This window comes from Planomicrobium stackebrandtii (genome assembly GCF_030814955.1).
GTDB classification, from domain to species: domain Bacteria; phylum Bacillota; class Bacilli; order Bacillales_A; family Planococcaceae; genus Planococcus; species Planococcus stackebrandtii.
Genome location: NZ_JAUSWB010000004.1, coordinates 171,712 through 183,747 on the forward strand (window position 1 = coordinate 171,712; position 12,036 = coordinate 183,747).

Annotated in this window: 11 protein-coding genes; all 11 read left to right on the forward strand. The window is 42.7% G+C overall.

The window, feature by feature from the left end; genetic code table 11:
• The first annotated feature begins 331 nt into the window (after positions 1-331).
• The 11 genes from QOZ98_RS08685 to QOZ98_RS08735 all read left to right on the forward strand — a co-directional run bounded on the left by QOZ98_RS08685 (position 332) and on the right by QOZ98_RS08735 (position 11,971).
• Complete coding sequence (locus QOZ98_RS08685; RefSeq protein WP_308787088.1) at positions 332-3,625, forward strand: ATP-binding protein; 3,294 nt, start codon at positions 332-334, stop codon at positions 3,623-3,625.
• Between the two features lie 18 nt (positions 3,626-3,643).
• A complete protein-coding gene (locus QOZ98_RS08690) occupies positions 3,644-4,339 on the forward strand; it encodes a response regulator transcription factor (protein WP_308787089.1) in 696 nt (231 codons plus the stop codon).
• Positions 4,340-4,498: 159 nt separating this feature from the next.
• On the forward strand, positions 4,499-5,287 hold the full coding sequence (locus QOZ98_RS08695) for a YveK family protein (RefSeq protein ID WP_308787090.1): 789 nt from the start codon (positions 4,499-4,501) through the stop codon (positions 5,285-5,287).
• Positions 5,229-5,924, forward strand: coding sequence for a CpsD/CapB family tyrosine-protein kinase (locus QOZ98_RS08700; protein WP_308787091.1), 696 nt, complete (start codon positions 5,229-5,231; stop codon positions 5,922-5,924). Before QOZ98_RS08695 ends, QOZ98_RS08700 begins: the two co-directional genes overlap by 59 nt.
• Positions 5,925-5,956: 32 nt before the next feature.
• Positions 5,957-6,892, forward strand: coding sequence for an SDR family NAD(P)-dependent oxidoreductase (locus QOZ98_RS08705; protein WP_308787092.1), 936 nt, complete (start codon positions 5,957-5,959; stop codon positions 6,890-6,892).
• 21 nt (positions 6,893-6,913) lie between these two features.
• Complete coding sequence (locus QOZ98_RS08710; protein WP_308787093.1) at positions 6,914-7,426, forward strand: sugar-transfer associated ATP-grasp domain-containing protein; 513 nt, start codon at positions 6,914-6,916, stop codon at positions 7,424-7,426.
• A gap of 79 nt (positions 7,427-7,505) precedes the next feature.
• Positions 7,506-8,792, forward strand: a complete 1,287-nt coding sequence (locus tag QOZ98_RS08715) for a nucleotide sugar dehydrogenase (RefSeq protein ID WP_308787094.1) — start codon at positions 7,506-7,508, stop codon at positions 8,790-8,792.
• A gap of 192 nt (positions 8,793-8,984) precedes the next feature.
• Positions 8,985-9,746 (forward strand): polyphosphate polymerase domain-containing protein, encoded by a 762-nt coding sequence (locus QOZ98_RS08720; protein WP_308787095.1) that lies wholly within the window; start codon positions 8,985-8,987, stop codon positions 9,744-9,746.
• A 1-nt stretch (position 9,747) separates the two neighbouring features.
• Entirely contained in the window at positions 9,748-10,434 is a 687-nt protein-coding gene (locus QOZ98_RS08725) for a DUF4956 domain-containing protein (protein ID WP_308787096.1), read from the forward strand.
• A 90-nt stretch (positions 10,435-10,524) separates the two neighbouring features.
• A complete protein-coding gene (locus tag QOZ98_RS08730) occupies positions 10,525-10,857 on the forward strand; it encodes a hypothetical protein (RefSeq protein ID WP_142826015.1) in 333 nt (110 codons plus the stop codon).
• Positions 10,858-10,984: 127 nt separating this feature from the next.
• On the forward strand, positions 10,985-11,971 hold the full coding sequence (locus QOZ98_RS08735; protein WP_308787097.1) for a LacI family DNA-binding transcriptional regulator: 987 nt from the start codon (positions 10,985-10,987) through the stop codon (positions 11,969-11,971).
• Positions 11,972-12,036 lie beyond the last annotated feature (65 nt).

Genomic DNA, 12,036 nt, shown 5'->3' on the forward strand with positions numbered 1-12,036 from the left:
ACATAAAAACCATCCACGGTTAATATTTGCCGTGGGTGGTTTTTTGTGTTGATGTGTCTTTTTTCTGTTAACTAAAGTATATATGGAAAAATTAGTAGGTATTAAGTTATATTTGAATTTTCAGAAATAAAATAAGTTTTCTTTTTCTATGAAAAATGTTATGATTTTATTAAATCATAAAACCTATTAAATATACATAAAATGGATATTATTATAATCATATATACCTTCATTCTTTGATGGATGGCAGGATATTCTGTGGCAAAGCATCGATAGTAGAGTTGGAGACTTAATTTTAAAAATTGATTATTTGAATAATTGAGGTGAAGAAATGAAAGAATCCTATAGTAGTGGAATTTCTATTGTCATTGGAATTTGTTTTGCTTTGTGGATTTCTTTCTTTTTTCTTAGCATCGAAAAAACATCTGCGAATACGATCGAAGCCGATGCTGCCATTTTAAATTCTGATACCAGGGAAATGCCTCTTGCAGCTCACCTGGAGATTTTAAGAGATACGAAGGGCACACTTGGAATAAGTGAATTGCTGCAGCCGCCGCACAACTGGAAGTTTGTTTTAAATGAACAAGAGGTTCCAAACGGCGGGATTACATCGGACGTCTATTGGCTGCGTTTTACTGTCTCGGACCTATCGGAGGATCAGCAATGGCTCCTGGTGCTGGACAACCCGTCCATTGATAAAGCCACTCTTTATTCACCGGAACCTTCAGGAGAATTTTCCGCTGCTGCACTGGGGGAAGGCATAGCAGATTCTGGAAGTGCTTTTCGCCAAAATAATATTGTGTTTGAGCTGGTTACGCAGAAAGGCGAGGAAACTACATTTTTCTTGAAAGTCGAGTCTCAGGGGTTCATGCATCTCCCTCTGACAATCTGGGGACATGAAGCATTTGAAGCGCAGTCCCGGCAGACAAGTGCAATCATCGGGTTATTGACAGGACTGAGTTTTTTGTTTATGGGCTATTGCATCAAATGGTTTTTCAACTACCGCCAAAAGAACTTCCTGCATCTTTTTATGCTGGCATTAACGACACTGGCTGTTTTTTCTTTCGGAACCGGATTAAGCTGGGTCGTGATATGGCCGGAACTTGGATGGTGGAATAGAAAAATCTCAGGAGTATTCATAGGAATTGCCAGTCTTTCGATTTTATTTATTACCAAAGGTCTATTTGAAGATGCTATGCAGCTGGGATGGTTTTCTAAAGCTACTAAAATTACGGCTGTTTTCCTGTTGTTTTCAATCGTTTTTTCTTACTTCTCAGATCAGATAGCCAACTTGCTCCTGTTTTTTTCGATGTTTCTATCGATTGCCTTATCTTGGAGCCTGTCATTGCATGCCGGCAAGAAAGGGCGGATCTTTGCCGTGCATTACGCAGTTGCATCATTTTTAGCAATGGCTGCCATGATCGTTTTATTTCTCACAGCGGCAACGATTTTTCCCTATGGAAAAAATATTCACTATGGCTTGTATCTCACAGGTGGAATTAGCTTATTATTTACAGCGAAAGCACTGCTAACAAAAGAAAAGCTGAATGCCAAAAAGAACGAGCAACTGGAACAGCAAGCAAAAGATCGCCAGCGGGTGGAAATTGAAGCCTTAAAAAACGCCAACAGGAGGAAAGATGAACTCTTGGCGTTTACTTCAAATGGTTTGCGAACGCCTCTATACGGAATGATCGGCATCGCAGAATCACTGCAGGAATCGGCGGCTGGAAAAATGTCTCCTTTAATGGCCAATCAATTAACGGACCTGGTGGCCAGCGGCAAAAATATGTCGCATTTGGTCAACGAGCTTCTCGATTTTTCTAAACTCAAACAATCTCCTTTACAGGTTCATGCTGAGGCGGTAGCGATTGATGAATTGTGCAATGGGGTTTTATCGATGTGCCGGCCGCTTTTGCAGACAAACTCAGTAAAGCTCTATCATACAGTTCCAGACTCATTGCCAAAAGTACTCGCCGATCCTGACCGCGTTAAGCAGATTTTATACAATCTGGTCGACAACTCCATTCAGCATACGCGTGAAGGAGAGATTGTTGTATCGGCACAAGTTATTGGGAATCTGCTGGAAATTTCGGTGAAGGATACGGGAATCGGCATACAGGAGAAACGTATCCCATCGCTGTTTGAATGGGACATGCCATTGGAGAATTCTCTGGACAATCCGGGTATAGGTTTACGGATTACCAAAAGTTTAGTTGAACTTCAAGGTGGCTCTTTGAAGGTCGAATCACAGGCAGGCAGCGGTTCCATTTTCAGTTTTACTTTGCCAATTCAAAAGGACGAAGAAACTGCACAATTTTTAAATAGCTTTGATTCTGAGGTTAAAGAATTGACTGCACCGCAGTTAGCGGATTCCATATTAAAACAGCGGCCGATAAAGAAAAGTCTGCATGTTCTTGTGATTGAATCAGAAGAAATCAACCGCCTGGTTTTGCTGCGCCAGTTGATGTCAGCAGGTTATCAAGCGTTCGGAGCAGCAGATGGGAAAGCGGCGATGGCACTGCTGTCGCATAAGCAGGTAGAGCTGGTAGTGATGGATGGCTATCTGACTGACATGTCAGGCGATGAGCTATGCCGCCGCATCCGGCTGGACTATACGCTGACGGAATTGCCGATTCTCATGCTGTCGAATGTGGATAGCCTTCAAGAAAAAAAGGATGCATTTACAGCGGGAGCCAATGACTTTTTGCTGAAGCCATGTGACAAAGAAGAGTTTCTTATGCGGATTGAGACTTTGGCAAACATGCGGAGCCTGACACAGGAAATCACCAATCTGAACTATTTTCTTGAACGCAATGTCAAAGAACGGACCATGGCGCTCGAAATTACCAATATGAACCTGTTGACAGTAAATGATGAAATTCAGGAAATCGAAAAGTCCCGCAACGACATGCTATCAGCAATTTCGCATGAACTGGGAACACCCATTACATTGATCCACAGTTATATACAGGCGGTTAAAGAAAGTTTGATCGAAGAAAATAATCCAAAGTATTTGGACATGATTCACAAAAAGCTGCTGCTTCTTGAGCGGCTCACTGAGGATCTTGTAGAGTTGACTAAATACAAGTCTGGGAATATGACCTTGCGTTTTGAGGAAAACGAGTTGCACGGATGGTTGAGGCGGATTGTGGATTCGATGGCATCTGACGTCAAGCAGAGCGGACGTGTTTTCGAGTTTCTTGGAACAGAAGATCCGGATGAAATGACTGAGGCATTCCTGGCTGTCGACTTGCATCGCCTCGATCAGGTTATCTCCAATATCCTCTGGAATGCCGTTAAGCATACTTCCTCGGAAGAAGGCAAGATTACGCTATCTGCTGAAATGCTGGCCAATAATAACAAAGATGCGTCGCTTACCGAAGAAGTGGATGGAGAAATAGTCCTTCGGATTGCAGACAATGGCTGTGGCATCAAGAAAGAAGCGTTGCCCCATATTTTTGAACGCTTTTACAAAATTGACAGTTCTGCCGGCTATAAAGGCAGCGGACTTGGATTGGCGATTGCCAAAGAGATTGTTTTAGCGCATAAAGGACAGATTTGGGCGGATAGCACAGAAGGAAAAGGCAGCGTCTTTATCATCGTATTGCCGCTGGCTCTCCGTTAAAGGACAGGAGGAAGATAAATGAATGCTGCTACTGTATTAATCGTAGAAGATGACGAAGGAATCCGTGAATTAATGCGGTTGTTCCTGCTGAAAAAAGGCTATGGCGTTCTTCAGGCGGAAGACGGCCTTCGAGCACTGGCACTGCTGGAAAAGGAAAAGCCGGATATTATTTTGCTTGATGTCGAAATGCCCGGCATGAACGGACTGGAAGTGTGTGAAAAAATTCGTCTGAAGACAACTTTGCCGATTCTGTTCGTCAGTTACCGAAAAGAGCTGGTTTATAAAATTCAGGGTCTCGAAGCGGGTGGGGATGATTACATCACCAAGCCGTTTGATTTCAATGAACTGGAGGCACGCATTCGCGCAATTCTTCGAAGAAATGGCTGGAAGAGCGGCGAGCAGGACCAGCTCAATATCCTGAAATATGATGATCTTCATATTCATGTGGATGCGTGTGAGCTTTATGTTGCAGGAGTTCCGGTAAAACTCTATCATAAGGAATTTCAATTGCTGTTGCTGCTGGCACAGACGCCAAATCGCGTTTGGACAGCAGAACAATTATACGATCAAATATGGGGCTATTATTCCGAGGGAGACGTTGGAACTGTAAAGGTGCACATCAGCAATTTGCGGAGAAAAATCGAAAAGGACCCGGCCAATCCACAATTTATCCAGACGGTGCGGGGCTTTGGTTATAAATTCATTTTAGAGTGAAAAGCATTCGGCTGAAATTGGCCAGATGCTTTTTTTGTGAATAAATACTTTATGTAAAAATTTTCACTTTTATTTGAATTTTAAGATTATTTAACGTTTATTTAACCTTTGCACTTTAGTATAAGCATCATAAAGGATAAACATTAGGAGGATCTAATTATGGAGAGTACATTCAATCTGAATAAATTCCTGAAAGCGATGCGCAAGAGAAAAGCATTGATCATCCTCGTCACTCTGGCTTTTATTGTCTTTAGTGCTGTTGCGAGCTATACCATCATGAAGCCGGTTTACAAAGCGACCACTCAGATTTTGATCAATCAAAACTCTGTCAGCAGCCAGGACTTTGACAGTCTGGACATCAGTACGAATCTTCAATTGATTGGCACCTATAATGTCATCATTAAAAGTCCAGCGATTTTGGGCAATGTGATTGAGGAGTTGGAGCTGGACGACACGGTTCAGTCCCTGACAGAGCGAATCACTGTCAACAATATTGAAAGTTCACAAGTGGTCAGCTTGTCAGTCGAGGATTCTTCAACCGAACAGGCCGCGCTGATCGCCAATACGACTGCTAAAGTGTTCCAGGAAGAAATTCAGCAGATGATGAAAGTGGACAATGTCAGTATTTTAGCTGCAGCAGAAGGCACTGGAAGCTCGAAGCCGATTCGGCCAGACCCCGTCTTTAACATGGCGATTGGGGCGATTGCGGGCATGGTTTTCGGAATGGGCATCACGTTGATTCTGGAACAACTGAATACAACAGTCCGTTCAGAAGAGGACATCGAAGAAATGATGGGACTTCACGTTTTAGGTGTCGTCAGCCCAGTGGACAGCAATTTAAAAATGGAAAAACCGTTAAATCTAACAAATAGATTGGAGAAGGATTTGCATGCGGACAACGAAAAAGACAAAAAGGTTAATGCCGCGAAAATTGGTGGCTCGTACTAATCCGCAATCGATTGCAGCGGAACAATATCGGACGATCCGAACCAACATCAACTTCTCCACTCCCGGTTTGGATTCGAAAGTCATCTTGTTTACGTCCGCTTCAAAAGAAGAAGGAAAGTCGACGACTGCTGCGAATATGGCGATAGTTTTTGCCGAGACTGGCAAAAAAGTCTTGCTGATCGACGCAGATATGCGGCGGCCGACTTTGTACCGGACGTTTCAGCTTGGCAATAATATTGGACTGTCCAATTTATTGCTGCGAAAAGGCAAGCTGAAACAATCTGTCAAAGCGAGCGGCATTCAAAACCTGGATTTGCTAATGAGTGGACAAATTCCTCCGAACCCAGCTGAACTGCTGGAGTCGGATGCGCTGGATGAACTGATGGAGGAAATGCGCGGAATGTATGATTACGTCCTCTTTGATTCCCCGCCGATCTTGTCTGTCACCGATTCCAAAATTCTGGCAAACAAATGCGACGGTACAGTGCTGGTGGTCAATACCGGCAAGTCCGAAAAAGTCAGTGTTGAAAAAGCACGCGATTCGTTAGCAACTGCAAAAGCCTTTATTTTAGGAGTCGTTTTAAATAATTATCCAATGACAAAAGAAAACTATTATTACCACAATTATAATGATTAACTAGCTTGATACGGCAGGAAGGGAGAAAGGGCATGAAGGTTGATAAGCAGCAAATACTCAAAATTCTTCATCAATCTTTGGTGCCTTTTCTTGTTCTATTCCGCCATTTTCGTACATTCGTGTTAGAGGGATTTGAACATATCGAAGAAAAACTTGAGCATGCGGCTTTACCGGCAGCACCTCATATAACAAGCAAGACTGTTATGGTAACAGGAGCTGGAGGACTGATCGGTTCAGAAATTAGCCGCCAGCTGATTCAATTTCAACCTGCCCAAATTTTACTGGTCGGAGATGGAGCGAAATCGGTCAGTTTGCTTGATGGCCAACTAAAAAAACTGCTGGAAAGACATACAGAAATTATTCCTATTATTATCAATGTTCAAGATAAGAAAAGGGTTTTTGAAGCAGTTGGCCGATATAATCCAGAAATCATTTATCATACAGCTGGCCACCACCAAATGGATGTTACAGAAGAGAAAGCAGAAGAAACTTTGTACGCCAACGTTTTTGGTACAAATAATATTGCGGAAGCTGCAAATCGCTATCGGGTCGGTACATTTGTAATGGTTTCTTCGGAGCAGGCAGGAAAGCCGCGCAATCTGAAAGAAGCAGCTAAAAGACTGGCAGAAATGACGACGGAAAGCATTGCGGCGACGAGCTTAACCCGGTATACAATTGTTAGGTTGCCTGAAAATCTTCATGTAAAGCAATTAGCCAAAAATTCGAATCTCATGTTTGAGCAAAAAGCGCCCATTGTTTATGCAGCGCAAAATATACTTCAGGCTGGAAGTGCAGACACACGATTCAACAAAGGCGGGCTGTTCCAGCAAAGGGATGGAGTATTGCGCCCGGCATACCAAAAGCAGACAGAGCTCAGCCAAATAGAATTGGCACGCCTGTTGAAACAATTGAAAACGGCTAAAGAAGACGAGGCACGGAAACTGGTTATTTCATTTATAAAGCAATAAACAATGAAGGGATGGAAGAAAATGGGGGCACAAAAGCATTCTACTGAATTCCGGTTTGAAGAGGATATACATGAACTTCGTACAGAATTTTCATTTCAAAACGACGATATTATTATGCAGCATCCTTTCCTGAACAAAATTTATCCATATGCCCTAAACACCATTCATTTGGTGACTTATTGCGAAAATAATACAGTATCCTTGCTTTCGGGAAGCTTAGAAATAGGGACTGCCGAAAGCATGTCGGGATATGCAGATGAAATCGGCGGAATTTCATGTGGAGTGGATCATCAAGGGAATCTAAAGTCATATGCCTATGACTTAAAGACACTTGAGAAAATCGACAAGCATCCACAAACACGGTTTGTTTTTGCTGGAAGCAGAATTCCACATTTCGATCGCCTCAAAGCATTTGCCATCGATCTGCATATAAATAATAAAGTGGACGATGTAATTTCGTGGAAGCTGGCATTGGATATATACGGCCAAGCTATCCTGATCAATACCCTCATGGAAAAAGACAACCTGCTTTGATTTGTTTTTAAGGGAATTGATCGGACAAGTGTATGCGGATAGACTATTGAAAAAAGCGGGGAAAGGGGCATACGTCAGCATGTTGCAAAACTTGAAAATAGCAGTAGTTGGAATGGGGTATGTCGGATTGCCGATAGCAGTCGCCTTTAACCAAAAATATCCTGTCGCCGGCTACGATATAAATACAGAAAGGATTCAGGCTTTAACATTAGGGCTTGATAAGACCAACGAAGTAAGCCGTGAAGAACTTGCAAAAACAAGCATCATTTTTACGGCTGATCCGGTGGATTTAAAAGAAGCAGGATTTATTATTATTGCCGTACCATCAGCTGTTGACCAGGATAACTTGCCTGATTTATCTGCTTTGGAAAAAGCCAGTAAATGTGTAGGAGAACATATGAAAAAAGGTGCGGTTGTAGTCTACGAGTCAATTGTGGCACCGGGAATGACAGAAGAAATTTGTATTCCGCTGCTGGAAAAGTACTCAGGCTATGAGAGCGGCAAAGAGTTTTTTGTCGGCTATTCCCCGGCAAGAATTGTGCCCGGAGATAGGAAAAACAATTTTACAAAAGTAAAAAAAGTAGTTGCCGGCCAAAACGAAGAAGTCACGGAGTTTTTAGCTATGGTATATGGAAGCATCGTTGGTGGGGGAATACATAAAGCGCCATCCATCCGGGTCGCCGAAACCGCGAAATTGATAGAAAATATCCAACGCGATGTCAATGTGGCACTGATGAACGAATTGGCATTGATCTGTGAAAGATTAAAAATCGATACACAGCAAGTGTTGGAAACAGCCGGCAGCAAGCGCGATTTTCTAAAGGTTGCACCCGGTTTGGTGGGAGGGCAAGGAATTGATCTGGCATCTGTTTATTTGGCAAACAAAGCGGAATCGATCGGCTGCAGTTCCAGAGTGATTTTATCAGGACGCAGCATTAACGAAGGGATGAGCAGCTTCATTGCACAGTCACTGATAAAAAAGATGAGCCAGGACAATATCAGTCCGGCTGATGGGCGTGTCATTGTATTGGGACTTTCTTATCAAGAGGACATTCCTGATCTGCGAAATTCCAAAGTGATTGGCATTGTTCAGGAATTGAGAAAATCCGGCATGAATGTCCAGCTCGCCGATTCCTATGCATGTGCGAAAGATGCGGAAAGCCATTTTGGATCAAAGCTACTGTCTCATCAGCAATTGGAGCCGGCGCATGCGATTATTCTCGCTGTCCCGCATAAGCAATACAAAGAAAGTGGATGGAAGCAATTTGAAAGCCTATTGATCGGACAGCAGGGAATTGTTTTTGATATTAAAGGCACCCTTGATGTAAAGAAAAAGCCGGAAAAAATCCGGTTGTGGCGGTTGTAACTTTCTGTATCCAAACAAAGGCGATGCTCATCTAAAGAATCACCCAACCCATCTGCGTCATGCAGATGGGTTTTTCTATGCATATTTATAGGCAACTCAGGAAATTTTAATACTTGTCTCACGATGTTCACAGAAACGGAGGCTAAACTAATTTTATAAAGCTATTAAGTAATCAAAAAGGAGGCGAAGATTTTGGCTATTGAAATATTTTGCAGAAAAGAGCAAAAGTATTTAATCAGCAACGAACAGTACAACCGATTGATTGAAGAAATGGGCAATCGCATGAGGAGCGACAAAAATGGGGATAACGGAAAATATACAGTCACCAGCCTTTATTTTGAAAATGAGGCAAAGCAAATCTATTTTGAAACAAAGAACAAATTGCAGTATCGGCAAAAACTTCGGCTGCGTGTATACGGAGACACTGATTTGGCTGGGACCGCGTTTTTTGAAGTAAAACAAAAGCATAAAGACGTTGTCAATAAACGCCGTGCAGTGATTCCCCTTGCTGAGGCGTATCGCTATTTGGAGGAAGGCGGCAGGGATGGGTTAGACCATTTTCACGTATCGAACCGGCAAGTATTGAAGGAAATTGATTACTTTATAAATTATTACGGCCTTCAACCCGAAATGATTGTCAGCTACGACCGGCATGCATTGCATGGAGTGGACGATGAAGATCTCCGCATCACTTTCGATTTTAACTTAAGATGCCGCAAGCAGGATTTGCATCTCGAGCACGGCGCTTATGGCGACCCTTTTATCGATCTGAATCTGGTGGTACTGGAAGTGAAGGTGGACCACAGCGTGCCTTTGTGGCTTGTTCGGGTCCTGCAGAGCCTCGACTGCGAACAGCGCAGTGCGTCAAAATTCTGTACGAGTACAGAATTGCTCGATGGTGAACTTTTTCCGATGGAAACAGAATTTGAAAATACCACAATAGGAGGAAACTGACATGACATTCATTAATGAGCTGTTTAACTACAATACAGAAACAGGGGAGTCCACCATTTGGATGAGCCTGGCAGCAATGGCCATAGCCTTAGTTTTAAGCCTAATCATCACCACAGTTTATCAGTATACTTTTAACGGAGAAAATTATTCGCAGGATTTTGTCCATACCATCATCATGATGAGCGTAGTCGTTTCAGTAGTCATGAATGTGGTCAGCGGAAATGCAGGTGTGGCTTTCGGGCTGTTTGCCGTTTTTTCTCTGATTCGTTTCCGCAGTGCTGTTACCAATGCTAAAGACATCGCCTATATTTTCTTCGGTCTTTGTGTAGGAATGACTTGTGGTTTGTTTCAATTCCAGCTGGCGATTCTGTTGACCTTATTCGCATGTGGGGTTTTCTATTTTCTGTTCAAAACGAATTACGCAGAAGGACGGGATACACAGATTTTAAAAGTAACGGTCCCGGAAAATTTAAATCATGAAAATCTGATCGACGATATTCTAAAGGACAAAACGGTAGACCACCATTTGCGCCAAGTAGAGACGACAAATTTAGGGACGATGATTTTGTATACGTTTTCTATTCGCTGCAAGCCCGATACGAAAGACCGTGACCTGCTGGATCAGATACGGGAACGCAACGCCAACTTGAAAGTTTCCTTGTCTTATCTGCCGAATAAAGACTACTGACATGAATGCAGTCCGGGATATTTTTCCGGACTGTTTTTTTGGAGATGCGGAAGGGTATGGAACAGTATAGAACTGAAGGAGGGCGAAGTTATGGAAATTAGAGCAAAGAGAGATTTGCTGAAGGACCGTTACGGAAATTATTATATGGTGTCCTACGCTTCCAAAAATGCATTGACGATTGTCAATGCCGCCATGTATCACGCGTTTAACCAAACCTTAAACGATGAGCTTGTTGCCAAGGTAAAGGCAAAATACCCGAAAGATGTAGCCTGTGGAAAGTATTTTGCCGATTTGGTGCATGAACAAGTAGAACAAATGAGCAGCCCTGAACATCCGGGCAAAATTTATGATATTGAAGAAGTGAAAAAAGAATATGTTTTGCATATGAAACCGCTGTATGATGATTCATTTCACTTATCATAAAGCAGTTCGCAATGTCAGTCTGCCGTATGAACGGCAGGCTTTTTGTTATGCAGCCAAACAACGGATGCGAAGAGAATAAATATGGTGTAAGCTAGAGTTCGAGATTAGTTGAAAAGGATTGAATAGAATGAAATCTACCATCAATGCAAAAGATGTGGCAAAGCTTGCAGGCGTTTCGCAGTCTTCTGTTTCCAGAGTTTATTTTGAGGGCGCTAAAGTGTCGGAAAAAACACGCCGAAAAGTACTGGCTGCTGCAGAAGAGCTTGGCTATCGGCCAAATGAATTTGCAAGAAGCCTGATCACCAACCGGACAAAAATCATCGGCCTGGTGATGAAAGGCGTGCAAAATCCTTTTTATCCTCAAGTGTTGACACAGTTTACTGCTGCTTTTAAAAAGTACGGCTATAGTGTGTTGTTCGTCCATACAAATAACGATGAAATCGAAACGGAAGATGTTGAAACTTTACTGAATTACAATGTTGCCGGGGTGGTTATTACGGATGCAACCATGTCGTTGAATGTAGCCGAAAGCTTCCGTGCACATCATATTCCCTTGGTGTTTTTTAACCGGAAACTGAGCAGCTCGGATTTCTATTCAGTTTGCTGCAATAACTTGAATGCCGGACGTGCAATAGCGGAATATTTGCTTATGCAGGGATCAGCCAATATGGCTTATATATCGGGAAATGAAAATACGTCAACCAGTCTGGAGCGGGAAAAAGGCTTTAGCGAAGTATTGGCACTGCATAACTTGGAATATAAAAAGCATGCTTCGGACTATACATACGGAGGCGGCTATGCCACTGCATTAGACATCATCGAAGCTGGAGAATTGCCGTCCGCTTTTTTTGTGGCAAACGACATCATGGCGTTAGGCGTTTTGGATGCGCTGCAAAAAAAAGGCGTAGCCGTACCGGAGCAGGTCAAAGTGATTGGCTTTGATAATATTGAAATGGCGTCCTGGCCGGGATATGAACTGACGACCTGGGAACAGCCCATAGAAAAAATGGTGAAAGAGACGGTAAAATATTTATTGTCAGAAATGGCTGGATACACAGGATCGGCGCAGTCTGTCGAAGTGGAAGGAACACTTATTAAGCGGAAAACGACATAATAGGTGTTGACATTCTCTGTGAATTCACCTATTCTCTAAATAGTTTCACTTTTGCATACGTATTC

What these genes read in the sequence shown, in the direction of transcription:
- QOZ98_RS08685 (WP_308787088.1), top strand. Translation starts at nt 332, where the DNA reads ATGAAAGAATCCTATAGTAGTGGAATTTCTATTGTCATTGGAATTTGT.
- QOZ98_RS08690 (WP_308787089.1), top strand. Translation starts at nt 3,644, where the DNA reads ATGAATGCTGCTACTGTATTAATCGTAGAAGATGACGAAGGAATCCGT.
- QOZ98_RS08695 (WP_308787090.1), top strand. Translation starts at nt 4,499, where the DNA reads ATGGAGAGTACATTCAATCTGAATAAATTCCTGAAAGCGATGCGCAAG.
- QOZ98_RS08700 (WP_308787091.1), top strand. Translation starts at nt 5,229, where the DNA reads ATGCGGACAACGAAAAAGACAAAAAGGTTAATGCCGCGAAAATTGGTG.
- QOZ98_RS08705 (WP_308787092.1), top strand. Translation starts at nt 5,957, where the DNA reads ATGAAGGTTGATAAGCAGCAAATACTCAAAATTCTTCATCAATCTTTG.
- QOZ98_RS08710 (WP_308787093.1), top strand. Translation starts at nt 6,914, where the DNA reads ATGGGGGCACAAAAGCATTCTACTGAATTCCGGTTTGAAGAGGATATA.
- QOZ98_RS08715 (WP_308787094.1), top strand. Translation starts at nt 7,506, where the DNA reads ATGTTGCAAAACTTGAAAATAGCAGTAGTTGGAATGGGGTATGTCGGA.
- QOZ98_RS08725 (WP_308787096.1), top strand. Translation starts at nt 9,748, where the DNA reads ATGACATTCATTAATGAGCTGTTTAACTACAATACAGAAACAGGGGAG.
- QOZ98_RS08730 (WP_142826015.1), top strand. Translation starts at nt 10,525, where the DNA reads ATGGAAATTAGAGCAAAGAGAGATTTGCTGAAGGACCGTTACGGAAAT.
- QOZ98_RS08735 (WP_308787097.1), top strand. Translation starts at nt 10,985, where the DNA reads ATGAAATCTACCATCAATGCAAAAGATGTGGCAAAGCTTGCAGGCGTT.